Origin of the sequence: Arthrobacter pascens (assembly GCF_030815585.1) — a bacterium.
In the GTDB taxonomy this organism is placed as follows: domain Bacteria; phylum Actinomycetota; class Actinomycetes; order Actinomycetales; family Micrococcaceae; genus Arthrobacter; species Arthrobacter pascens_A.
Map to the genome: position 1 here is coordinate 4,025,460 of NZ_JAUSWY010000001.1, position 22,515 is coordinate 4,047,974.

General features: G+C 64.6%; 20 protein-coding genes. 4 read left to right on the forward strand and 16 right to left on the reverse strand.

The window, feature by feature from the left end:
- The first annotated feature begins 7 nt into the window (after nt 1-7).
- The gene (locus tag QFZ30_RS18630; protein ID WP_307078759.1) at nt 8-2,470 is read left to right on the forward strand and encodes an ATP-dependent DNA ligase; all 2,463 of its coding nucleotides are present in this window, start codon (nt 8-10) and stop codon (nt 2,468-2,470) included.
- Nucleotides 2,471-2,605: 135 nt separating this feature from the next.
- On the opposite strand, the gene QFZ30_RS18635 is transcribed toward QFZ30_RS18630, so the two are convergent.
- Nucleotides 2,606-2,866 (reverse strand): hypothetical protein, encoded by a 261-nt coding sequence (locus QFZ30_RS18635; protein ID WP_307078762.1) that lies wholly within the window; start codon nt 2,864-2,866, stop codon nt 2,606-2,608.
- Nucleotides 2,867-2,937: 71 nt separating this feature from the next.
- The gene (locus QFZ30_RS18640; RefSeq protein ID WP_307078763.1) at nt 2,938-3,174 is read right to left on the reverse strand and encodes a hypothetical protein; all 237 of its coding nucleotides are present in this window, start codon (nt 3,172-3,174) and stop codon (nt 2,938-2,940) included.
- Between the two features lie 478 nt (nt 3,175-3,652).
- Between QFZ30_RS18640 and QFZ30_RS18645 the strand changes: the two genes are divergently transcribed.
- Nucleotides 3,653-5,272 (forward strand): MFS transporter, encoded by a 1,620-nt coding sequence (locus QFZ30_RS18645; protein ID WP_307078765.1) that lies wholly within the window; start codon nt 3,653-3,655, stop codon nt 5,270-5,272.
- A 97-nt stretch (nt 5,273-5,369) separates the two neighbouring features.
- Here the strand turns inward: QFZ30_RS18645 and QFZ30_RS18650 are convergent, their stop codons facing one another.
- The 6 genes from QFZ30_RS18650 to QFZ30_RS18675 all read right to left on the reverse strand — a co-directional run bounded on the left by QFZ30_RS18650 (nt 5,370) and on the right by QFZ30_RS18675 (nt 12,952).
- Nucleotides 5,370-6,542: a serine hydrolase domain-containing protein gene (locus QFZ30_RS18650; RefSeq protein ID WP_307078767.1), complete on the reverse strand. Its 1,173-nt coding sequence runs from the start codon at nt 6,540-6,542 to the stop codon at nt 5,370-5,372.
- A 95-nt stretch (nt 6,543-6,637) separates the two neighbouring features.
- Nucleotides 6,638-7,498, reverse strand: a complete 861-nt coding sequence (locus QFZ30_RS18655) for an SDR family NAD(P)-dependent oxidoreductase (protein ID WP_307078769.1) — start codon at nt 7,496-7,498, stop codon at nt 6,638-6,640.
- 18 nt (nt 7,499-7,516) lie between these two features.
- Nucleotides 7,517-9,421 (reverse strand): IucA/IucC family protein, encoded by a 1,905-nt coding sequence (locus QFZ30_RS18660; RefSeq protein ID WP_307078770.1) that lies wholly within the window; start codon nt 9,419-9,421, stop codon nt 7,517-7,519.
- Entirely contained in the window at nt 9,418-9,990 is a 573-nt protein-coding gene (locus tag QFZ30_RS18665; RefSeq protein WP_307078773.1) for a GNAT family N-acetyltransferase, read from the reverse strand. The genes QFZ30_RS18660 and QFZ30_RS18665 overlap by 4 nt, the downstream gene beginning before the upstream one ends.
- Complete coding sequence (locus QFZ30_RS18670) at nt 9,987-11,363, reverse strand: lysine N(6)-hydroxylase/L-ornithine N(5)-oxygenase family protein (RefSeq protein WP_307078774.1); 1,377 nt, start codon at nt 11,361-11,363, stop codon at nt 9,987-9,989. Before QFZ30_RS18670 ends, QFZ30_RS18665 begins: the two co-directional genes overlap by 4 nt.
- On the reverse strand, nt 11,360-12,952 hold the full coding sequence (locus tag QFZ30_RS18675) for a pyridoxal phosphate-dependent decarboxylase family protein (protein WP_307080360.1): 1,593 nt from the start codon (nt 12,950-12,952) through the stop codon (nt 11,360-11,362). Before QFZ30_RS18675 ends, QFZ30_RS18670 begins: the two co-directional genes overlap by 4 nt.
- 254 nt (nt 12,953-13,206) lie before the next feature.
- Here QFZ30_RS18675 and QFZ30_RS18680 point away from each other — a divergent pair, with 254 nt between their 5' ends.
- On the forward strand, nt 13,207-13,587 hold the full coding sequence (locus QFZ30_RS18680; protein WP_307078776.1) for a hypothetical protein: 381 nt from the start codon (nt 13,207-13,209) through the stop codon (nt 13,585-13,587).
- A gap of 43 nt (nt 13,588-13,630) precedes the next feature.
- On the opposite strand, the gene QFZ30_RS18685 is transcribed toward QFZ30_RS18680, so the two are convergent.
- Complete coding sequence (locus QFZ30_RS18685; RefSeq protein ID WP_307078778.1) at nt 13,631-14,170, reverse strand: hypothetical protein; 540 nt, start codon at nt 14,168-14,170, stop codon at nt 13,631-13,633.
- A 179-nt stretch (nt 14,171-14,349) separates the two neighbouring features.
- On the opposite strand from QFZ30_RS18685, the gene QFZ30_RS18690 reads away from it, so the two are divergent.
- Complete coding sequence (locus tag QFZ30_RS18690) at nt 14,350-15,102, forward strand: GAF and ANTAR domain-containing protein (RefSeq protein ID WP_307078780.1); 753 nt, start codon at nt 14,350-14,352, stop codon at nt 15,100-15,102.
- A gap of 70 nt (nt 15,103-15,172) precedes the next feature.
- Here the strand turns inward: QFZ30_RS18690 and QFZ30_RS18695 are convergent, their stop codons facing one another.
- The 7 genes from QFZ30_RS18695 to QFZ30_RS18725 all read right to left on the reverse strand — a co-directional run bounded on the left by QFZ30_RS18695 (nt 15,173) and on the right by QFZ30_RS18725 (nt 22,485).
- A complete protein-coding gene (locus tag QFZ30_RS18695) occupies nt 15,173-15,502 on the reverse strand; it encodes a GNAT family N-acetyltransferase (RefSeq protein WP_307078782.1) in 330 nt (109 codons plus the stop codon).
- A complete protein-coding gene (locus QFZ30_RS18700) occupies nt 15,499-16,884 on the reverse strand; it encodes an acyltransferase family protein (RefSeq protein WP_307078784.1) in 1,386 nt (461 codons plus the stop codon). The genes QFZ30_RS18695 and QFZ30_RS18700 overlap by 4 nt, the downstream gene beginning before the upstream one ends.
- Nucleotides 16,885-16,985: 101 nt before the next feature.
- Nucleotides 16,986-17,390, reverse strand: coding sequence for a DUF1304 domain-containing protein (locus tag QFZ30_RS18705; protein WP_307078786.1), 405 nt, complete (start codon nt 17,388-17,390; stop codon nt 16,986-16,988).
- A gap of 98 nt (nt 17,391-17,488) precedes the next feature.
- The gene (locus tag QFZ30_RS18710) at nt 17,489-18,352 is read right to left on the reverse strand and encodes a class II fructose-bisphosphate aldolase (RefSeq protein WP_307078788.1); all 864 of its coding nucleotides are present in this window, start codon (nt 18,350-18,352) and stop codon (nt 17,489-17,491) included.
- Complete coding sequence (locus tag QFZ30_RS18715; protein ID WP_307078790.1) at nt 18,352-19,818, reverse strand: GntP family transporter; 1,467 nt, start codon at nt 19,816-19,818, stop codon at nt 18,352-18,354. The genes QFZ30_RS18710 and QFZ30_RS18715 overlap by 1 nt, the downstream gene beginning before the upstream one ends.
- A gap of 158 nt (nt 19,819-19,976) precedes the next feature.
- Nucleotides 19,977-20,879 carry an NAD(P)-dependent oxidoreductase gene (locus QFZ30_RS18720; RefSeq protein WP_307078792.1) on the reverse strand — a complete coding sequence of 301 codons (903 nt, stop codon included), beginning with the start codon at nt 20,877-20,879 and terminating at the stop codon, nt 19,977-19,979.
- Nucleotides 20,880-20,970: 91 nt separating this feature from the next.
- On the reverse strand, nt 20,971-22,485 hold the full coding sequence (locus QFZ30_RS18725; protein ID WP_307078794.1) for a four-carbon acid sugar kinase family protein: 1,515 nt from the start codon (nt 22,483-22,485) through the stop codon (nt 20,971-20,973).
- Nucleotides 22,486-22,515 lie beyond the last annotated feature (30 nt).

A 22,515-nucleotide genomic window follows, 5' to 3' on the forward strand; every position in this document is an offset into this window, starting at 1 on the left:
AAGACCCATGGCCGGCCATAAGGAGCGCGTCCGGGTGGCCGGGCGGGAACTGACCCTCACCAACCTGGACAAAATCATCTACCCGGAGACCGGCACCACCAAGGCCGACGTGCTGGCCTACTACGCCGCCGTGGCACATGTCCTGATCCCGGCCGCTGCCAAGCGTCCCGCCACCCGCAAACGATGGGTCAATGGCGTGGGCACCGGGGAGAAGCCCGCCGAAGTGTTCTTCCAGAAGAACCTGGAGGACTCTGCGCCGGGTTGGCTCCCGCGCGCCGCGATCACGCACAAGGAACGCACCATTTACTACCCCATGGTCAACGATCAAGCCACCCTGACGTGGTTCGGCCAGATCAATTCGCTGGAAATCCATGTCCCCCAGTGGCAGGTTGACTCACACGGCAGGCAGCTGAATCCGGACCGGCTGGTGCTGGACCTGGATCCCGGCGAAGGCGCCGGACTGGAGGAATGCGTTGAAGTAGCGTTCCTGGCGCGGGCCATCCTGCAGGACGTAGGCCTTAACCCTGTCCCCGTGACCAGCGGCAGCAAGGGCATCCACCTCTATGCCGGCCTGGACGGAACCCAGACCTCGGATCAGATCTCGGAGTTTGCCCATGAATTGGCCCGGGCCCTGGAGTCCGACCACAAGGACCTCGCCGTCAGCGACATGAAGAAGACACTGCGCAAGGGCAAGGTCCTGGTGGACTGGAGCCAGAACAGCGCGGCCAAAACCACCATCGTTCCCTACTCCCTGCGCGGCAGGCCAACCCCTATGGTTGCTGCGCCGCGGACCTGGCGCGAGCTCAGCTCCTCCAACCTGCAGCATCTCGACTACAAAGCCGTGATGCGCCGGGTCAAGGCGGGCAAGGACCCTTTTGCCGCCGTCGCAAGCGGTTCAGGGCACCCTGCCAAAGAGCACGACGACGGCGGCGCTCATCCACGCCTGGAGAAGTATCGTTCCATGCGCGATCCGAATGCGACGCCGGAGCCGTTTACCGGCTCCGAGGGCGCCGGGGATACGTTCGTGATCCAGGAGCACCACGCCAGCCGGCTGCACTTCGACTTCAGGCTGGAGCATGAAGGCGTTCTGGTGTCCTGGGCCCTCCCCAAGGGCGTTCCCGAATCCGGCGGCAAGAACCATCTGGCGGTCCAGACCGAGGACCACCCCCTGGACTACGCCACTTTCGAAGGCACCATTCCGAAGGGCCAGTACGGCGCCGGGGAAGTCACTATCTGGGACCACGGCACGTATGAACTTGAGAAGTGGATTAACGGCCGGGAGGTCATCGTCACGCTGACGGGCTCCGAAAACGGGGGACTGGGTGGAACCAAGAAGTTCGCCCTGATCAACACTGGACGGGGCCAGGGCAAGGATGCCGAAGGGCAGTGGCTCATCCATCTGATGGACAAGGAACACCACACATTCCATCCGCGGAAGGCTCCGGCGGATGACGATGAGCCCGACGACAGAACCGAAAGGCGGGAAGCCGAGGGGCCGGCAGTGGCGGCCCGCGCCGAAGATTTCAGTCCCATGATGGCAACCGCCGGTACCGCCGCCGACCTTCAGGGCAGCGACTGGCGTTATGAACTCAAATGGGATGGCGTCCGTGCCGTGATCGTCGCAGACGAGAAGAAGGTCCGCATCTTCAGCCGCAACGGTAATGACGTCACCGCAACCTACCCCGAGCTGACCGACCGGACTTGCTGGCCGGACCGGCCGTTCGTCGCCGACGGTGAGATCATCGCCGTCGGGCCTTCCGGCAAACCCGACTTCGGAGTGCTCCAGGGACGCATGAAGCTGACCCGGCCCGCCGACGTCGCAAAAGCCCGCGCCGCTATTCCGGTCCGGCTGATGCTTTTTGACCTCCTGTCCGACGGCGGGAAGGACCTCCGCCGTCTTCCGCTCGACAAGCGGCGGCAGCGGCTCGAGGAGTTCCACCACCCGTCGGCGTGCCCCGTGGAGCTGTCCCCCGTCCTGGACGACCGGATCGACCACATCCTGGCGAGCGCACAGGAGCTGGGGCTTGAGGGGGTGATGGCCAAGCGGACGGACAGCCGGTACGTCAGCGGGCACCGGACCCGGACCTGGATCAAGATCAAGCTGGAGCAGACCCAGGAAGTGGTGGTGGGCGGCTGGCGGCCGGGCAAAGGCGGGCGGCAGAGCTCGGTGGGTTCGCTTCTCGTGGGCATCCCCGACGGCAATAAACTGCGGTATGTGGGCCGGGTGGGCAGCGGTTTCAGTCTGCGTGAACTTGAGGAACTCCGGCAGAAGGTGGACGATCTGGCGCGGAAAACTTCACCTTTCGACGATGTGCCCCGCGAGGACGCCTCGGACGCCCACTGGGTGACACCGCGACTGGTCGGTGAGGTGACTTTCGGCCAATGGACAGGCAGCGGGAAGCTCAGACATCCGGTCTGGCGGGGGTGGCGGCTGGACAAGGACGCCGACGAGGTGGTGGCCGAGGCGTAACGCTACTGGTCAGGGACGCAGGGCGCCGCCTCGCTGGCGACGCGCAAATTCTCAGAGGACACGGAAAAGGCCTGGCGACACGCGAATATGGGTGTCGCCAGGCCTTTTCCTTGTCGTCAGGTCAAATGCGCGTCCTCAGGAGGAGTGCGGCAGCTGCGGGCGGCTGGTCCGATGCACGGCCGTCACCGCTGCCTCATGCCCCATCCGCCCCTGGCCAGTACCGCGTTCCTTGGGGTGCCGCCGCTTGCCGTTGCCGTCCGGCCACTGCCGCTCCCCGGCCATGGCCGTGGTCACGGCGGTGGTGGCCACCCCCGGCATTAACGGCTTGTCCATAGCTGCTGCGATGTGACTCGCAACCTCCGGTTCAATCTTTGCTCCTACATGTTGTTCAGCCATTTTTCTTCCTTTCCGCAATGAAATGAAGTGTTCACCAGCTACAGGACTGCACTACCTTCTTGTCGCCGGAGTTACCAGCGGACCTTCTTCTCGGCAGGCCCCTGTTTGCCGCTCGCATGGGTCGGTTTGTGGCTTTTGCCCACACTCCGCAGGCCAGCGTCGCCGCCCCGGGATTTGCTCTCAAGCATGGCCTTCTGGGCTTCCGTCAGCCGGGATCTGATGCCGCTGGACGCTGGTTTGTCCGGCTCACGGGAGGCTTCCTGGCCATCCCCCGCCGCGGGCTGGCCGGGAGAGTCGTGTTCAGTCATTGAATGGAACCTTTCTGAGGAGGATCAGCTTGTCTGACGAGATCAGCAGGGACGGGGCGGGCCGAAGCCAGGCCGCAGGCGTCCGCCTACTCAAAAATCAGTGTTCCCATGGCACAACAATAGGCAGCAAGCCGGTGGCTTGTGAACCCCCATTTTGAGCCCATGGGCGATCCGTCGGTCGGCTGAAAGGTCCGTGGCCGCCGTCACTTTTAGCGCCGGCCGGTCGCCGAAAAGCCCGCAAATAGGGGCGGGGGTGAAAACATTCCGATAACGATGGGTTGCGACAGGCGGGATGCCAGTGATGGCGGGGCGAGAGCGGCCAAAACAAATCAGATAAGAGCGGCATAAAAGGCCCTGAAACAAGTGATCCTACGCCATCCGGCTCTGTATTGGCCCGGAATTCGCGTAAAATTGAAGGCCTGCCCAGAGCGGGGCAGCTACAAGTCGCAAGCAAATCACCTCCACAGGAGCTGCAGAAATGCCCACAGACCGAAGCATGACCGACTCTTCAGCAGGCGTGAACAACGCCAGCGGAACCAACAAAGACCCAGGAATTGTCACACCACAAAGTGTGAGGAAACCAAAGATACTTGCAAGGCGCCGGCTCAAAGAGTCCGACGTGAACGTCGTTAATCAACCCATGCTGAAGAAAGCCCTCGGCGGAACCATCGTGGGCAACACCATGGAATGGTTCGACGTCGGCGTATTCGGCTACTTGATTACCACCATGGGACCCGTCTTCCTTCCCGAGGCCGACAAGTCCGTCCAGACGCTGTTCCTGTTGGGAACGTTCGCCGCCACCTTTATCGCCCGTCCACTCGGCGGCGTCGTGTTCGGCTGGCTTGGCGACAAGGTGGGGCGGCAAAAGGTACTCGCCGCAACGCTGATGATCATGGCGGCGAGCACGTTCGCCGTCGGGCTGCTGCCAGGCTATGCGCAGATCGGCATCTGGGCCGCGGCCCTCCTGGTGCTGTTGAAGCTCGTGCAGGGCTTCTCCACCGGCGGTGAATACGCCGGCGCCACCACGTTCGTGAGCGAATACGCCCCGGACAAGCGCCGTGGCTTCTTTGCAAGCTTCCTGGACATGGGCAGCTACCTTGGCTTCGCCCTGGGCGCGGCGCTGGTCTCGGTCCTGCAGTTGACCCTTGGCCAGACCGCCATGGAGGAATGGGGCTGGCGCATTCCGTTCCTGATTGCTGGTCCGCTGGGCCTCATCGCCATCTACTTCCGGAACAAGATCGAGGAATCCCCACAGTTCCAGGCCACCATGGATGCCCAGGAATCCGTCGGGCAGGACGCGGCTGCAGCCGATGTGGACGCAGCCAAGGGCCCGCTCGGAATCGTAAAGGCCTATTGGCGCTCGCTCCTCGTGGCCATGATCCTTGTCGCCGCGGCCAACACTGTTGGTTATGCGCTGACGTCCTACATGCCGACGTACCTCACGGAGTCCAAGGGCTACGACCCTGTCCATGGCACGCTGCTGACCATCCCCGTGCTGGTGATCATGGCCCTCTGCATTCCCCTCACAGGGAAGCTGTCTGATCGGATCGGCCGCCGTCCCGTTTTGTGGATCGGCGCCGTCAGCACAGTGGTGTTCGCGATCCCGGCGTTCCTGCTGATCGGCATTGGGGATGTCTGGTCCACACTGGCAGGCCTGTCAATGATTGCGTTCCCGGTGGCGTTCTATATAGCGAACCTCGCCTCGGCGTTGCCCGCGCAGTTCCCGACTGCCAGCAGGTACGGCGCCATGGGTATTGCCTACAACTTCGCCGTGGCCATCTTCGGCGGCACCACGCCGTTCATCGTCGCAGCGCTGATCACGGCGACCGGCGATGACATGATGCCCGCCTACTACCTCATGGGCACCTCCCTGATTGGCGCCGTCGCGATTTACTTCCTTAAGGAATCGGCCCAGCGTCCGCTGCCCGGTTCCATGCCCAGCGTGGACACCCAGGCAGAGGCCCGCGAACTTGTTGCCACCCAGGACGAGAACCCGCTGATCGACCTGGACGAAATGCCGTTCGAATCCCAGGACGTCATCGACGCCAACGCCTCGGCCGATGAAGCTCCGGCCGAAAAGGTTCCGGCCCCGGTGTAACCAGCCTGTCCGGGTACGCCTTGTAGCCCGCGCTCATGAGGCCCGTCCTGCGTGATTTCCTTGGGGGAATGACGCAGTGCGGGCCTCGGCTGTGCCGCTAACAAGCCAGGTTGAGCGCCTCCACGGCGACCTCCAACATCTTCTCGGCATGGCGATTGAAGTCCTCCGTTGACGATGACGGGCTGAGCGCCGCGAACCACGTTTCGGGTGGGTACGCAAGAGCCATCGCCAGTTGCCTAGAACCATCGGCGCTGGTCAGGGCAACTGACACGTACCCCTGTACTTGCCCGAAATGGCCCACGTAGGAGTTATTGGAGCAGGCATCGCGCCGTTTCATGAGCCCCAAACCGTACTCATGCTGGTTTGGTGCCAGCATTTCCAGCACAGTGCTGGGCTTCAGGAGCTTCCCGTGGATGAGTGCGGCGGTAAAAGTGTTGAGGTCCACGACGGTGGAGATCATCCCGCTGTCGGCGGACCCGATGAGGATTGCAGGCAGCGTCGTATCCTCCCGACCGCCGCCATCCAAGAGGATGTAACCGTGAACCATCTTTTGCGGACCAGGTTGGCTGCCCGTCATGAGAGTGTCCTGCAGCCCCAGGGGTTCCGCGATGTCCACGTGAAGGACCTCTTCAAGCGCCCGGCCGCGCAACTTTTCGACGAGGAGCGCCAACGCCGCATAGTCTGATCGCGAGTATATGTAGACGCTGATCGAGCCATTGTGTTTCCAGGGGAGGGTCCCGGCCAGAGCCAGGCGGTTTTCATGACTCAAGGGCTCGGATCCATCAACGGCTTCCAGATAATTAGGCATTCCGGACCGGTGGTTGAGCAAACTGCGGACAGTGACCGGCCAGGAAGGGCGGATCACATTCTCGAGTTCCGGCAGATACTGGGTGATCGGGTCATCCAGCCGGACCTTCCCTTCCTCCACGAGCTTCATGACCGAGACTGCCACCATGGTGGAAGTGATGTCGCCTACGTGGACCTGGTCCGTCAGCTGGACCGGCTCCTGGTTCTCAAGGCTTCGGACACCGGCGGCTTTGGACCATTCCCCCACCCGCGACTTCATCTGGATAAAGACGGCCGGGGCCCCGGCTTCGAGCACATCCTCGCTGTACCGCTCCAGCACGGGGACGAAGGCCTTCGCCGTCGGCGACTGCTGGTCGGGCGGATCCGGCGCTCCAGTGCAGGCTCCAAGGGAAGATCCCACCATGGTTGCGATGGCCAGCGCTGCAAGGCGGAGCCAAACGACCCGGGTAAAGGCTGACAGCATTTCGTGGCCCTTCAAGGGTCCGGTCCGCAGCTGGACTCCTTAGAGACCGCCAGCTGCTCCGGCACCTTCGATGTTCCTCAGCGCCACAAGAAGTGTCAAGGAGTGCCGCTGACGATCCGGGGAGGCTGCTTGACCCCAACGGCTGGTTGCGATCGCCTGGAGCCGGACTGCGTGGCGTCGCCGCTACCTCGCCCTTCGGGGGGGCCCGTTGTCAGACGGGCCGGCAGCACTTGCGCAGCGGCCATCATGATTCTGTACCTTTTGGAGGGGACCCAAACTGCCTTGCCGTGCTGACTGGCGGCCAAGCCCTCACGGACCACACGGTCCGGCTTCAGCCACATCCACGGCGGGGCCGCCGACTTGTCCATCTCCATGCGGTCGTGGAACTCGGTGTGCGTCAGCCCAGGGCACACTGCCGTGACGGTGACGCCCTGTGGGGAGTACGCCAGGTTGGCCCAGCGGCTGAAAGCCACCAGCCACCCCTTCGCCGCCGAGTACGTTCCCCGCGGCAGAAACGCCGCCACGCTCGCCACGTTGATGATCTTCCCGGAACGGCGCGACAGCATCCCCTTCAGCGCGGCATGACTCAGCACCATGGGAGTTTCCACGAGAAGCTTCAGATGCGCTTTTTCATCCTCGATATCATTCTCTTCAAAGGACCGCAGCAGCCCGAAACCGGCGTTGTTGACCAGGATCTCCACCGGGCGCGCCTCATCGGAAAGGCGTTCGACGACGGCAGCCACGCCGGCGTCGTCGGTCAAGTCGGCGGCGAGCACCTCAGCAGTGATGCTGTAGTTGTTTTCCAGTTCGTGCGCCGCGGCCTCCAGCCGCTCCCTGTCCCGGGCCACAAGCACCAGGTTATGGCCCTGCTCTGCGAGCTGGCGGGAAAATTCCACGCCCAGGCCTGCGCTGGCACCGGTGATGAGGGCCGTAGGTTTTCCGCTGTGTGGCGTCATGGCCCCAGCCTAGTCACCTCATCCACGCGCTGAGGTGAACCCAGCCAGCGGATTCGCCAGCCGGCCCGCCATTTGCAGCCCCCCGGACGGATCCGTGAGGTCCAGCATCTGCTGGTTGTTCCGGAGCTGGAGGCGGTTCAGGCAGGACAGCTCAAAGTCCGCGGCAAAAAGGTCATGGTGGGCGAACTGGTCCGCAAGTTCAGGGTGCTCTGCCTGGTAATCCTGGATGGCCTTGGCCGCGGTGCCCCAGAAGTCGTCCTGGCTGAGTTTGCCGTCCTCCACCAGCAGTGCGCCGAGGAAGCGGAAGATGCAGTCGAAAACATCCGTGAAGATGGCCAGGACCTTTTCGCCGTCCGGAATGTCGGCGCGGATCCGGGCCACTTCTTCGGGAAGATCCAGCCTGTCCCCCATCACCACGATCTCCTCGGCGATGTCCTTCATGATCGCGCGGACCGGCACGCCGTTGTCCAGCACCAGGATCACGTTCTCGCCGTGAGGCATAAAGGCCAGCTCGTAACGGTACAGGCAGTGCACTAAGGGAATGAGGTAGGCCTCGAAGTACCGGCGCAGCCACTCAACGGGTCCCAACCCGGAACGCTCCATCAGGGCCGAAACCATTGGGGTGCCCTCCGAATCAACGTGCAGGAGCGACGCCATGGTTGCCAACTGCTGGCCGTCCTCGAGCAGCGGCAGCGGACTCTCCCGCCACAGCGCGGACAGCATCTTCCGATACGGTGAACCGCTGGCGGACGCGGCTTCGTAATAACTGTTGTGGTAGCCGATGGCCGCGATCTCGCTGATCATGGCCAGGCCGCGCCGCTGGAGTGCTTGATCGGAGCTGATCAGGTTCCGGAGCCAGTCATTGATGGCCGGTGTAGCCTTCATGTACTGCGGCGACAGGCCGCGCATAAAGCCCATGTTCAGCACGGACATCGCAGTCTTGACGTAGCACTTGGCCGGTGCGCTGGTGTTGAAGAAGGTGCGGATGGACTGCTGCGCCTGGTAGCTGTCCGCCCCGGTCCCAAGGTGCACGATGTGCTGCCGGGCGATCTCGGCCGCGAAAGTGACAGTAAGCTTGTTTTCCCACTGCCAGGGATGCACCGGCATCAGGAAATACTGGGCAGGGTCCAGGTCCGGCGCGCTGAGTTCCGCATCAAAGGATGCCAGGGCCGCCCCACCCAGCTCGGCGTCCAGGTGCGCGCGGTAGTCCAGGCCTGCGCTGGAGGTGAAGGCCGCCTGGCTGCGGTGGACCGCGATCCATTCCAGCTGCACCGGGGCACCCGCCTCCGGGGCAAACGCCTTGTAGTCGCTGATCCCGAAACCCAGCCGTCCGTTGTTGGCCACAAAGCAGGGATGGCCCTCTGTCATGCTGCGTTCGATGGCCTGGAAGTCGGCAGCGGGGTTGCTGCCCCGGGTGACCCCGGCCACGAGCTCCTTGGACGGTGGCTGGCCCAGCCATTGCTTGTAGGCATGGCTGGCGAGTGTGCTGCTGATCTCCTCGAGGTAGACCGGCAGCATCTCCTCGCGAATCGCCAAGGTGTCCCGGAAGTCGGTGATGAAGCGCAGTGCGTCCGGGGCGGCATCCCTGCCGTTCCTGGAGCAGCGGATGGAGTCGGCATCGATGGACCAGTGATCCATCGCCAGCTGCCGGGCAGTGAAGGAGTATTCCGCAGAGGCATCGTCGCTCCGGACCCGGTACTGCGCCGGTGACGCGTGCTCCGGCGCGCCTGCCGTTGTGTCCGTGGGGTCCAGGCGCTCGGGCATGAGGATGCGTTCGTGCGAGAATTCGGCCAGCTCCTTGCGGACCAGGTGGCGGTTGGCTTTGGCCCAGCGCTCCGGGGTGAGATGGGGGGCCGTGTTTGCCCTGTTTCCGGTGTGCCCCGCAATGAGGGCGGGATCGAAGTCGATGGTGGTCACAGTCATGCTCCCTGGTGGGTCGTCGTTGAAAGGTTTACAGGCTGTTGGAGGGCCGCCCGGGCGGCCAGGTACTCGGTGCGGGTGCAGCAGCTCAGCAGTGCCTGTTTATCCGGCAGCTCCACCACCCCGGCCGGCTGGAAGCCCAGCCGTTCGTTGAGGGCGTGGATTTTGGTGTTCCGTACATCGGGCTCCACCACCACCCGTTCCACGCCGGGCTTCTGGAAAAGCCGCTCCAGCACTGCGTCCATCACAGCGGCGGTGTACCCGGGCTTGGGCCCTCCCGACGGCGGCGCCACCAGCAGATGCATGCCCAGGTCCCCCGGCTGCACCGCGTAGGCACCCGCCAGCGGAGAGGCAGCCGGCAGGTACTCTTCCGTCAGGAAGGCGGGAACACCGCCGTCGAGTCCCAACAGCGCGTGGTGATGCCCGCTGGCCTGGATCTTGGAGTATTCCTCTACAACTTCGTCGACTGTAGAGGACAACATGCCCCAGAAGGATGCGTAGGGCTGGGTCACCCAGGTGTGGAGGAGGGGGGCGTCGGCCTTGGCGTCCAGGCACCGGAACGTGAACCTCATGCCGGGACCGCCGTCCCGCTGGCCTCTGGCACGCCAGCGCTGGTGAGCCTGGCGCCGTCACGGTCTGGCGCGGGGCCGGGCGCCCCGAAGTACTGGAAGGCGATGCTGCGCTCCACCGGGTACACCTCACGGCCGGTGATCTCCCGCAGGATGCAGGAGTTGCGGTAGGCGCCCATGCCCAGGTCAGGTGTGACAAAGCCGTGCGTATGCAGCTCGGCGTTCTGCACAAAGATCTCGCCGGGTTCGACGCCGGTGCTGTAGTTCCGGTTCACGGCGAACCTTCCGGCGGAGTCCCGTGCGATCCTGTCCTGAACGCCAGCCAGGAAGCCAGGCTCCCGGTAGGCGTAGCCGGTGGCCAGAACCACGGCTTCGCTGTCCAGGGTGTACGCGGCCTCCTGTTCTTCATGCCTCAGCTGCAGGGTATGGGTGCCGGTGGTCGGGTCCCACTGGGCCCCGGTCAGCGACGAGTGCGTCAGCAACTGGGTGTCCACCATGCCGGAGAGGCTCTTGGTGTAGAGCAGGTCGTAGATGGCGTCGATCAGCTCGGAATTGATTCCTTTGTAGAGGTTCTTTTGGCTCTTGATGAGGCCGTCGCGCTGGTCCTGCGGCAGTCCATGGAAGTAATCCACATACTCGGGCGAGGTCATCTCCAGCGTCAGCTTGGTGTATTCGAGCGGGAAGAAGCGCCCGGAACGGGTGACCCAGTTCAGTTGGTAGCCATGGACGTCGATTTCCTGCAGCAGCTCGTAATAGACCTCCGCGGCACTCTGGCCGCCGCCCACAATCGTGATGCTGCGTTGCCGCTGCAGCTCACTTTTCCTGGACATATACTCCGAGTTGTGGAGGACCACTCCTTGACCGCCGTTGGCGGCAGCCTCCACTATCCCTTCACAGGCCGCCGGCAGATACGGCGAGGTTCCGGTGCCCAGCACCAGCCGCCGGGCCAACAGCACCTCCGGCCCGCCCGGACCTTTCACGGAAAGACGGTACACACCGGCGTCGTACGCCACATCCAGCACATCCGTGCTAAAACGCACTGAAGGCAGCTGCCCGGCCACCCACTGGCAGTACTGGTTGAACTCTGCCCGCAGCGGATAGAAGTTCTCGCGGATATAGAAGCGGTAGAGCCGGCCGGTCTGCTTGAGGAAGTTCAGGAACGAATACGGCGAAGTGGGGTCCGCGAGCGTTACCAGATCCGCCATGAAGGGCACCTGCAGGTGGGCCGGTTCCAGCATCATGCCGGGGTGCCAGTCGAAGGAGTCCCGACGCTCCAGGAACACACCGTCCAGGCCATCCACGGGTTCGCTGAGCGCCGCGAGCCCCAGATTGAAGGGACCGACGCCGATGCCGGCGAAGTCGTAAACGCGGCTCATGCGGACGCCTCGCTCTGCTGCAGCTCGTCCTGGAGCAACCCGGCCCCTGTGCTGCGCAGGACGCTGATGATCTCGCCGATGTCCTCCAAGGTTGCTTCGGCGTTGAGGAGCGTGAACTTCAGGTAGTGCCGGCCCTCCACCTTCGTGCCGGCCACCACGGCCTTGCCCGAGGCGAAAACGGCCGCTCGGATGGCTGGATTGAGCCCATCCGCGGCGTCCTCCGAAAGCCTTTCACCACCGTCCGGACCGTCCACGCGTGGCCGGTAACGGAACACCAACGTGCTGAGCCGGGGCTCGGCGGCGAGCTCGAAATCGTCGTCTGCCGCCAGCAGCGACCCCACGCGGGCGGCCAAATCAATCGCCTCGTCAAAGAGGGCGCCGATGGCGTCCGCACCCATGATGCGCAGGGTGAGCCAGAGTTTGAGGGCGTCGAAGCGGCGTGTGGTCTGGATGCTCTTGTCCACTTGGTTGGGAATCTCTGCCAGTGCGGCGCTTTCCGGATTCAGGTAGTCCGCGTAATAGGTGATGTGCCTGAGCATGGCGCGATCGCGGACCAGCAGGGCGCTGGAGCTGACAGGCTGGAAGAACGTTTTATGGAAATCCACGGTGACGGAATCAGCCAGCCGCGTGCCGTCCAGCAGGTGGCGGTAGCGGCCTGAAACCATCAGCCCGCCGCCATACGCTGCGTCCACGTGGAACCAGGCACCGTAGGCGCGGGCCAGGGCGGAAAGTTCTGCGAGCGGGTCCACCGCTCCGAAGTCTGTGGTCCCGGCGGTGGCCACCACCGCCATCGGCACCAGTCCGCCGTCGTACGCTTCCGCCATGGCCTCAGCGAGCGCGGCGGGGTCCATCCGGCGGTCGGCTGCGCAGCGGATGGAGATGACGGCGTCGAACCCCAGCCCCAGCATGGACGCGGACTTCTGGACGCTGAAGTGGCCGTCCGCTGAGGTGAAGATACGCAGCTTCTCCAGCAGGGCCGGCAGCCGGAGGCCTGAGTTGCCCGGTTGCTGCCGGAGACCGGCCACCGCATGGTTGCGGGCAATCAACAGGGCCTGGAGGTTGGACTGGCTGCCGCCGGAAGTGAAAACGCCGTCGGCTGTATCCCCCAGCTGCAGCCGGTCGGCAGTCCACTCAATGAGCCGACGCTCGATCATGGTGGCGCCGGCACTTTGGTCCCAGGTGTCCATCGACGAGTTCACCGCCGACAGGATGGCTTCCCCCACCAGTGCAGGGATCACCACGGGGCAATTGAGGTGGGCGGCGTACTTGGCATCGTGGAAGTAGACGGCGTCGCGCAGGTAGACGGATTCAAGCTCCTCCAGGGCCGCGGCGGTGTCCGGGAGCGGCCGGTCCAGATCCACGGCGCCGATGCGCGTCTTCAGTTCGGCAGGTCCGACGCCGGTGAACGGCTGGGTGGTGCGGTCCAGTTTGGTGGCAACGGCGTTGACCCCCTGCAGCACCTGCGCCACGTATCGGGTGGAGTTCCGGGCGTTGAACAGATGGTTGGTGGCAGCGAAGGCAAGCTCCACCCGGGAGCCGAAATCCCTCCCGGGTAAGTCTTCGCCTTCACGGGTTACGACCGCTCTCATCTCTTCAACGCGGGGCAGCAGCGGCACGATGGTCATCCTTCGTTCGACGTCGGGGGTCTAGCAAGGCAAGCCTTACTTAGGACAACCTTTTCGTCAAACTTTTGTGATGTATTTATCTCAAGGCCCGGAACTATGCGGATTTTCGGAAGCCAACTGCGTCATTGACTGGCCCGCATCAGCAAACCCGTGCAGAATACCCCGCGGAGGCCAGCCAGGGTGATGCCGATAGCAACTAGGCTCTTGTATCAGCAAACGTGAGCCACACGAATCAAACAGGGGGAAACGTGGAGCAGGCCGAGGCGAACAAAGTCGGATTCCATGAGGTGGACCAGGACGGGAAACCCGCAAATCCGGGGGCGACAAGCGGCGATCACAACGCAGACGGAACCAAGGGTGCCGGCTGGAGATGGTTCAACCCGTTTATCGCCATCCTGTGGATCCTTGCGGCCGGACTGGTATTCGGGGGAATCTGGGGATTCACCAATGCTTTCTCTGGTTCCACATCCAGTTCCGGCGCCGTACCGCTAAGCTTTGTCCTTGTTACCTTCGCGCCCTTTGCAGCGCTTAGCGGCACATTGGCAATCATGTGCCTGCTGTTCTGGCACGCAGTGCAATGGCAGCGCGCCGCGCGTTAAGGAAATGCACCCCGGCGCGAACGGGCAGATGACACCCTGCATTTCAGAGGTGTACTTTGTGGGCCTTAAGTGTCCGCTGGCGCGTGGTGCGCTTGGCGGAGGCAGCACGGGACGGCCGCACGGGATTGGCCGTATCTGTCGGCTGGTTGGGGTGCTCAACAATCGCGGCCTCGGCCACATCCAGGCGCGCCGCTGCCAGCTCCTTCGCGGAGTGGATGGGGCATACAGGCAGGTATACAGGCTCAACGATGGTCAGATGAAAGTCGTCCGCTTCCTCGAGGGCCGCGGCGGCCGCCCGCCCCATTTCGTGATGGATGGCCGTATGCTGGCCCGCGCGGTGGGATCCCGGGCTGGCGATGTGGCGCAGGTGGGCCAGAACTCCCGCATCAAGGTGAATGGCACGCTGCAGATTGAGCGCTATTTCGGGTCCTGATACCAGGCGCTGCGCGCGGAGGAGCAAGTGCAGCAAGGCCGGAAAGTTGGACTGCGTCAGGCATCCGCCCACATCTACGGTGATGTGTCCCGGGTCCAGATCCACGTGGACAATAAGGCGCAGCTTGTGATGGGAAAGTTTGTGGCTCAATGGAATCTCCACGAAAAAGATCTTGAGGGTCCGGCTGCATGGCCCACTAACGACCTTACGAAAATGTCGCCCAGGTCACAACCCCGGGCCCCTTGTTACGGCGCGTCGTGTTGACATTCCGCCCTGAGATAACCACTTCAAGGCCGCGCCTTTGGCTCCCAGCGGACCTAGACTGAGATATGGATACGTCAGCGGTTGACAGCTCAGTCCTATCCCCGGCTGTGACAGAGCAGCTGCAGAACCTCGTGGTCGACAGCAGTGACGTCAATGAGTTCCTGCACGAACTCTGTGACCTTGCTGCCCGTGCCATTTCCGGGTCCATGGAACTCCCGGTGGTGTGCGCCGTCACGTTGAGCCGGCGCAGGCGGACCACCACAGCTGCCTGGAGTGACCCTGAAGCGCGCATCATGGACGAGATCCAGCAGAATTACGGCGCCGGGCCTTGCCTGCACGCGATGAACACCGGCACAACCGTGCTGGTCCCCGACACACGGACGGACGCTCGTTGGCCGGAATACGGCGTCGCCATTGCACAGCTGGGCCAGCTGAGCGTGCTGGCGGTCCCCCTCACCCTCGATGAGGACGCCAAGGCAGCGCTGAATATCTTTGCGCCGGCCGTGAACGCGTTTGATTCAGACGCCCTGGAAAGCGCCGAAATGTTCGCAGCGAACGCGCAATGCGCCCTCCGCCTGGCAGTGCGCGTTGCCACGGGGCAGCAGCTGGCAGCCGATCTCAGGGCGGCTATGGAGTCCCGGACCGCCATCGACCTGGCCGCAGGAATCATCATGGGCCAGAACCGGTGCTCGCAGGAGGACGCCATGGGGATCCTGGTCAAGGCATCAAGCTCCAGGAACCAGAAACTCCGGACCGTCGCAGAACATCTCGTAGCCTCAGTCTCGTCCGACAGCCGTCCCGTAACGCACTTCGACTAGGGACCGGGAAGGACTAGGGACCGGGAAGGACGGCCGGACGCCGGCGTAACGGGCAGACCCCAGCTAACGGTCAGACCTCAGGCCAGTCGACATACTGTTTGTAGCCCTCATGCCGCCGCACGTAGGGGGCAACAAACGGGTCAGTGGGAATGATCCGTTTCCCGGCCGCCACCACGTCATCCAAGGCAAAGTGGACCAGCACCTTGCCCAAGCCCTGGCCCTTGAATCCCTCCGCCGTCTCCGTGCTGGTGAAATCCACGTGCCCGGGTTTGTCCAGGAAAAAGCACTGAACTGCGATCTTCCCGCCCACCCGCAGCTCGTAACAGTGGTCCGCATCATTCCTGGCCAGTGTGACGTCAGGGCTGAATTTGTCCTCTGTGGAAATCATGTTCTCAGTCATGGTTCGACACTGGCACTACTTGGCCCCGCTGGCAATGCCCCGCCCGTCGTCCCGCCGGCGGTCCCGTCCGTCTCCCCGCCGTCCGACTGGCGCCGGGCCGGAATCAGTCGTTCCGGCACACGTTCCGGCAACCGGCCCAGGAGCAGCACGGCGAGTGCGAAGCATGCCGCGCCGCCTCCCAGCAACCCCAAGGTCAGGCCATTGAAGGCGGCGTCCGCCACAGGAATGAAGACGACGACGGCGGCCGTCACCACCGCGGCGGCGGGCCGGCTGCGGGTGTGGACAGACGCCGTGGGACGTTCCTCAAGGCGGCCGAAGACGGCCAGGACGGGGAGCAGGAGGCCCACCACGCCCAGCAGCACCAGTGGCCGCGCCCACCACCATCCGGCGGTGCCGGCGGCAGGTTTGGGGAAGTCGGTGAGGAGCAGCAGCCCGGACATCGCCACCAGCAAGGGAAGGTGCCACAGGTAAACGGTCATGGAGTGACGCCCGGCAACCGTCACCACGGCGCGGACCCAGCGCACCCCCGAAACCCAGCCGAGCCCCGGCCGGAACAGCTGAAGGACCGCGGCCTGGGACACGCCGAGGAGCAGCAGGCACAGGTTGGGCGGGTTGAGGTTGACCAGCATATTCCCGGAGTAGAGGCCCAGCCCCGTGACCACACCCAGCAGCAGGTTGGCCGCCACGATCAGTCCCACCAGCCCGGAGTGGGAGAGCCGGGCAAAGTGGCCGTCCGCCATCAGGAATCCCAGTTGCTGCACGGTGCTCCACACGAACACCAGGTTCGCATAGGCGAGCAGGGGCAGGGCTCCGCGCAGGCAGTCCACCCCCACCACCAGGGCCGCCAGGACCGCAACGGTGAGCCACGGAGCACGGGCATGGAAGCGGGCCAGCAGCGGGACGTTCAGCTGCGCGGCGAGGTAGGCCGCCAGGAACCACAGCGGCATTCCGGCGCCGGTGGCCATGAGCTGGACCACCTGGGGGTCCACGCCCAGAAGCAGTGCGGCCCAGAGTCCCAGGAACATCACCGCCAGGAGCGCCGCCGCCGGACGGAGCAGGCGCAGTAGCCGGGCCTGCGCGAACTCGAAGCCGGTGCCGCCACGGGACTTGAGCCGCCGCCAGGACTGCAGCCCGGTGGTCCCGCCCGTGACAAAGAACAGCGGCATCACCATAAAGATCCAGATGACAGGCACAAACCAGGGCTGGTCCCCGAGGGTGTTTTCAGTGGTCACGGTGCCGTCGCGGTGCAGAACCGGGCTCACCATCATGCAATGGCCCACCACCACCAGCGCCAGGCAGAAGAACCGGACCAGGTCAATGGCCAGGTCACGCTCTGCTGGCCCGTGCTCCGGGGCGGCGCCCTGCTCCTTCACGCCATTCACGTATGATCCCTACGAAACGCTGGATGTTGCTGTTATCTCCATTCTCCGCCCGTCACGCGGCGGCAGCCAGAAACGTGCAGGTGGCTGACGTAGGCGTGTCCCTAGAGCGCTTGCGCCAGAACTCCGAGCACGACGGCGAGCAGCGGCGTTGCGCCCTGGGTGGCGGCGGCCCGGAGGTACTTTTTACCGCTCAGGGCCAGCACCAGGGCGGCGAGAAGCATGGAGCCGCAGCAGCTGAAGACCAAGGTCCAGCCCACCACGGCCTGGGCCGATCCTTCGGAGGCAAGGGCCACACAGCCAATGCCGATAAATGCCCCGATAGCCAGGAACAGGTTATAGAAACCTTGGTTGTACGCCAACGGCCTGGTAATTTCGGCGTCGGCCTGGGAAGCCACGCTGAAGCGCTTCCAGGTGGCCGGCCTCGTCCAGGTCACGGATTCCATAGTGAAGATGTACACGTGGAGGGCAGCGGCGATGAACGCAAAAAGAAGGGAGGCCAGGATCATGGCTTGATCCTAGCCTCCCTTCCCCGGAGTTTTTGTCCAGACCTGGCGACTTTAGGAGGCCTGGAAGACGCACTATCTGGACAAAAACTCGATGCTCGTCAGCGTGTGAGCATGCCCAGCGCGCCGGTTGCGAATTCCCTGGCCGAAGTGTTCCAGTGACCCAGCAGGCCCTGGAGGTTCTCGCCGTCGGACCGGTGCGCCGGAAGCTGTTCCTGCAACGTGGACAGGACCCCCGTGCGGAGTTCGGTGTTGAAGTTCACCTTGCCCACGTTCATGGCGGCGGCCTTGACCAGCTCGCCCGACGGAATGCCGGACGCGCCATGGAGCACCAGCGGGATATGTGTCCGCACGGCGATGTCCTGGAGCACGTCCCAACGGAGCTGCGGCTCGCCCTTGTACCTGCCGTGCACGTTGCCCACGGCCACGGCCAGGAGCTCCGCGCCGGTCCGGGCCAAGAAGTCCTCCACCTGGGCGGAGTCGGTCAGGCCGGCCACAGCTACGCCGGTCTGGTCCGCCTCAAACGCGCGGTCCTCGTCCCCTGCCAGCCCACCAAGTTCCGCTTCAAGAACGACGCCGGTGCAGCCCTTTGCCTGCAGCAGCGAGCGCGCCGCCCGGACCAGGGCGATGTTGTCCTCATACGGAAGGGACGAGCCGTCCGCGAGGACGGAATCCGCCCCCGCGGCGACGGCGTCGGCCATCACTTTAAGGTCCGAGGCGTGGTCCAGCTGGACTGCCACCGGGACGGACGCGACATCTGCCAGGCCGCGGAGCGCGGCGATCAGGCGCAGGCCGTTGGCCGTGGCGGCCGTCTTGGGGGCCACCAGCAGGACCACGCCCCGGTCCGCTGCCTCCGCTGCGCCCACCACGGCCAGCGCGGTGGTGAAGTCGTAGCAGGTGAAGGCGGGAACTGCCGAACCCTGCTGCAGGGCCGAGGTGACCAGGCGGTCGAGTCGGGTGCGCATCAGACGCCCAGGCCTCCCACCAGGATCCAGACCAGGAACGTCAGGATGAAACCGCCGAAACCCAGGATGGTGGTGAGGACCGTCCAGGTCTTGAGGCCGTCGGAGACGGTGAGCCCGTAGTAGCGCACCACGGTCCAGAATCCGGCGTCGGTCACGTGGGACAGGCCCAGCGAACCGAAACCGATGGCGATGACGATCACGGCAATCTGGGCCGGCGAGTAGCCGCCTTCCATCACGGCCGAAGTGAGCAGGCCGGTGGTGGTGACGATCGCGACGGTGGCCGAACCCTGGGCGGCACGCAGGGCCAGGGAGATCACGAAGCCCAGGACGATGACGGGCAGGCCAAGGTGGTCCAGGGTTTCAGAGAGGGCGGCACCGATTCCGGAGGTACGGAGCACCTCGCCGAACACACCGCCTGCGGCGACCACCAGCAGGATGGAGGCGATGGGAGGCAATGCGCCTTCGAAAATTTCGCCGGTTTCCTTGAGCGACCAGTTGCGGCGGACGGCCAGCAGGAAGAAGGAGAGGCCAACAGCCACGAGGAGGGCGAAGAACGGGTTGCCGATGAAGGCAGCCAGCCCGTACAGGCCGTTGTCCTTGGGGATGGTGAGGGTGCCCAGGGTGCCGATGAGGATCTGTACGATCGGGGCCGCGATGAGGAAGATGATCAGCGCAGGGCGGGGCGGAGCAATGGCGGCGGCGCCGGGGCCGTCGTGGCCCACCTTCACCAGCGAGTCGGAGCCGAACTCGTCCACCTGCGCCTTGACGGAGGGGAGGAGTTCGTAGTCCTTGCGGTTCATGATGCTGGCAACCCAGTAGGACAGGAACCCGAGCGGGATGCAGATCATCAGCGAGATGAGGGTGATCAGGCCGATGTCGGCACCGAATACACCGGCGCCGGCGACGATGCCCGGGTGCGGCGGGACGGCGACGTGGATGGCGAGCATAATGCCGGCCATGGGCAGGCCGAACTTGACCGGGTGCACGTTGGCGATCTTTGCGAAGGCGTAAACGATGGGAACCAGCACGATGATGCCCACCTCGAAGAAGACCGGGATGGCGACGAGGAAGCCGACTGCGGTCAGGGCCACGGCCACGCGCTTGGCGCCAAGCTTCTCGGTGAAGTGCGAAGCCAGGGACTGGACTCCGCCGGAGACCTCGATCATCCGGCCGAGGACCGCGCCGAGGGCGATGAGGAGGGCCACCTTGCCCATGGTTCCGCCGACGCCGGTGGCCACAACCGTGAAGACGTCCTTGAGCGGGATCTGGGCGGCCACAGCCACCATGATGCTCACGGTCAGGAGTGCCACGAAGGCCTGGATCTTGAAGCGGATGATCATCACGAGCAGGACGGCGATGCCGATCGCGGCGATGGTGAGCAGCAGTGGAGTACCCAGCTCAACGGCGGGTTTGATGGCTGGCGCATCAGCCGCCCGCACTATCAGTGGGTTCATCAGGTGGTTCATTGGGGGTGTCTCCTTTGACTAACCAGTCTCCCAGAAGGTGGGGCTACCTGGCGCTGGCTTTTTCTTTGGGGGATTTTTCCTGGGGGATTCCGGAGGTACGGCGACGGCGGAGGGGGGATCGCCGTCGTCGCACCTCCGGGGATTGGAGGGGCGGGTATTTAGGCGGCGGTGCGCTTCGTGGGCGCTACAACCTTGATGACGGCTGAGTCGTCCTGGGCTGCAAGGCCCTGGGCCTGGCCCAGCAGGTAGAGCTGTTCGGCGGCGGCGGCAACGGGGGCTGCCAGCCCGGCGGCGCGGGTGGCCTTCCCCACGATGCCCATGTCCTTGACGAAGATGTCCAGACGGCTGAGGACTTCGGCGCCGTCCTCCGTGTAGGCCTCCAGGATGCGGGGGCCGCGGTTGGAGAGCATAAAGGACCCGGCCGCGCCGGCTTCCAGCGCGGCCAGGGTCTTGGCCTGGTCAAGGCCCAGGGCGTCAGCAAGGGCCATGGCCTCGGCTGCAGCAGCGATGTGGATGCCGCACAGGAGCTGGTTGACGGTCTTGAGCGCCTGGCCGTCGCCGGGCTTGTCGCCCACGATGGTGAGCGTGGAGGCAAGAAGTTCCAGGACGGGGAGGGCCTTTTCCTGGGCCTCGGGTGACGCGCCCACCACGATCAGCAGGTCGCCTTCGCCGGCACGCTTGGGGCCGCCTGACAGCGGAGCGTCAACGAGTTCCACGCCGTATTCCGCGAGCCGGGCCACGGTTGCCGGAATTGCCTCGGTGCCCACGGTGCTGCCCAGGATCACCACGGCGCCCGGCTCAAGCACGGAAGCCACCCCGTACTCCCCGAAGAGGACGTCGTTGAGCTGTTCGCCGTTACGGACGGCCAGGAGCAGGGCGTCGGCGCCTTTCGACGCTTCCCGGGCGGAGCTGAAGGTGTGGATTCCGGCTTCCGCTGCGAGCGCCAGGCGCGACTCGGCGATGTCAAAGCCGTGGACCGTGAGCTGGCTGGCCAGGCGCGTGGCCATTGGCAGGCCCATGGCGCCAAGGCCCAGGACTGTGACTTTGTAGCTTGCAGACATTGTTTTCTCCGTTGAATTTGGCAGATGGTTGGGCCCACGCCTGCCGGGTTCCCTGGCCGAGCTTGCGAGGCTAGGGGGCAGGTGGGGAGGACTAGAAGGTGTTGCTGAGCTTGCGGGTGACCTGGGCGAGAGAGTCGTCGTCGCCTACGTTGCCGGCGAACACAATGTAGGGAATGCCCTTGGCAGGGCCGTCCACCGGTTCCCAGAGGGAGACGATGCCCGGCAGCATGGGGCCACGGACAATCGCGTGCCGGATTTCCAGCCCGTGTGCGGCCACGTCCGAGGACGTGATGCCGCCCTTGGCAATAACAAAACGCGGGGGGAAGGTCTTGAGGGTCCGGTTCACCACGGCGACGACGGCGGCGGACACCGTGCGTGCGATCCGCAGGCTTTCGGCCGGGTCTTCGGTCTTGATGAGCAGGCGGCTGGTATGGACGATGGCATCGCCGCCGCGGAGCGCGTCCACCACAGTGTCCACCGTTTGGTCGAGGTAGGCATCCGCGCTGCCTGTTTCGGTTTCGGCGGCAAGTAGTCTTTCGGCGTCGATTTCCACGATGCGCGCGGCGCTGTGCTGATCAGTGAGTGCTTTGAGTTGGCGCGTGGTGACTCCAACGTGCGAACCCACCACAATCAGGCCGCCCGCCATCGAGGGGGTGTTGCCCGCGTAGGCTTCGGCACCGCTGAGTTCGGTGCGGATCTCCTGGCCGATGCGGGCGCGCACAAAGGGCGGGCCCACGCGGTAGAGAAGCTTTTTGCCGCGCCGTTCGGCTTCCTGCAGGCCCAGGGACAGGGCGCGGAGGTCATTCTCGGTGACGATGTCGGCCACAACGGGCGTGGAGTGCGTGGCAGGTTCCAAGGCATCGGCGATCGCCTTGGCGGAAACGGCAGGATCGCCGTCGGGGTTTTCTGCCGCGCCGGCCCTCGCTGCGCCCGCGCGGATGATGTTGAGGTCCAGGACAATCACAGACTCGGCGGCGAAGCGGCCTTGGGACTTCTCCTCCACATACTTGGCCATCTCCGAGTTGGTGAAGCCGAATGTTGCATCCTTGGCGAATTCAGTGTCCGACACCGGCGTCAGGTGGCCGGCGTCTTCCCCGGTTCCGCGCATGTAGTGCACGCCGCCGATGGTCACGCGGCCGGCGTCGGGAAAAGCAGGGACCAGCACCACACCGTCGGTATCTTCACCGCTGACTTCAGCAACAGTGGCGGCGATGACGTCGGGTTCGAGCGGGTAGTGGCCGCGGAGGGTGGAATCGCTGCGGCTGACAAAGCGGAGCCGGAGGCCGTCATCTGCTGCGGCGGCCAGCGCGTTGCGCACTATTTCGCCGTTCCGGGCAGCTGCCTCGGCGGGATCCAGGCTGCGGGTATTGGTCAGCACGTAAACGGCGGGCTTGGCCTGGCCAAAGGCCCAGGTGAAGTCCTCCACGTCCCAGCGGGTGAGCACAGGCAGGTCCGCGACGGACTGCGTTCCCGTGGGGTCGTCGTCGAGAACCACCAGCATGTGGGCAGACTCGGCACTGGACGCCGCGACGGCGTCGGCTACCAGCCGGGCAGGGATCCGGACCTCGGCCGGAAAGGCGGCCAGAATGTCTGCTTCAAGGGTCACTGTTCACTCCGTTGTGGGTCGAATCGGTGG

Bases quoted from the DNA above. Each gene is read 5' to 3' on its own strand.
- QFZ30_RS18630 (WP_307078759.1), top strand. From the start codon at position 8: ATGGCCGGCCATAAGGAGCGCGTCCGGGTGGCCGGGCGGGAACTGACC.
- QFZ30_RS18635 (WP_307078762.1), bottom strand. From the start codon at position 2,866: ATGGCTGAACAACATGTAGGAGCAAAGATTGAACCGGAGGTTGCGAGT.
- QFZ30_RS18640 (WP_307078763.1), bottom strand. From the start codon at position 3,174: ATGACTGAACACGACTCTCCCGGCCAGCCCGCGGCGGGGGATGGCCAG.
- QFZ30_RS18645 (WP_307078765.1), top strand. From the start codon at position 3,653: ATGCCCACAGACCGAAGCATGACCGACTCTTCAGCAGGCGTGAACAAC.
- QFZ30_RS18650 (WP_307078767.1), bottom strand. From the start codon at position 6,542: ATGCTGTCAGCCTTTACCCGGGTCGTTTGGCTCCGCCTTGCAGCGCTG.
- QFZ30_RS18655 (WP_307078769.1), bottom strand. From the start codon at position 7,498: ATGACGCCACACAGCGGAAAACCTACGGCCCTCATCACCGGTGCCAGC.
- QFZ30_RS18660 (WP_307078770.1), bottom strand. From the start codon at position 9,421: ATGACTGTGACCACCATCGACTTCGATCCCGCCCTCATTGCGGGGCAC.
- QFZ30_RS18665 (WP_307078773.1), bottom strand. From the start codon at position 9,990: ATGAGGTTCACGTTCCGGTGCCTGGACGCCAAGGCCGACGCCCCCCTC.
- QFZ30_RS18670 (WP_307078774.1), bottom strand. From the start codon at position 11,363: ATGAGCCGCGTTTACGACTTCGCCGGCATCGGCGTCGGTCCCTTCAAT.
- QFZ30_RS18675 (WP_307080360.1), bottom strand. From the start codon at position 12,952: ATGAGAGCGGTCGTAACCCGTGAAGGCGAAGACTTACCCGGGAGGGAT.
- QFZ30_RS18690 (WP_307078780.1), top strand. From the start codon at position 14,350: ATGGATACGTCAGCGGTTGACAGCTCAGTCCTATCCCCGGCTGTGACA.
- QFZ30_RS18695 (WP_307078782.1), bottom strand. From the start codon at position 15,502: ATGACTGAGAACATGATTTCCACAGAGGACAAATTCAGCCCTGACGTC.
- QFZ30_RS18705 (WP_307078786.1), bottom strand. From the start codon at position 17,390: ATGATCCTGGCCTCCCTTCTTTTTGCGTTCATCGCCGCTGCCCTCCAC.
- QFZ30_RS18710 (WP_307078788.1), bottom strand. From the start codon at position 18,352: ATGCGCACCCGACTCGACCGCCTGGTCACCTCGGCCCTGCAGCAGGGT.
- QFZ30_RS18715 (WP_307078790.1), bottom strand. From the start codon at position 19,818: ATGAACCACCTGATGAACCCACTGATAGTGCGGGCGGCTGATGCGCCA.
- QFZ30_RS18720 (WP_307078792.1), bottom strand. From the start codon at position 20,879: ATGTCTGCAAGCTACAAAGTCACAGTCCTGGGCCTTGGCGCCATGGGC.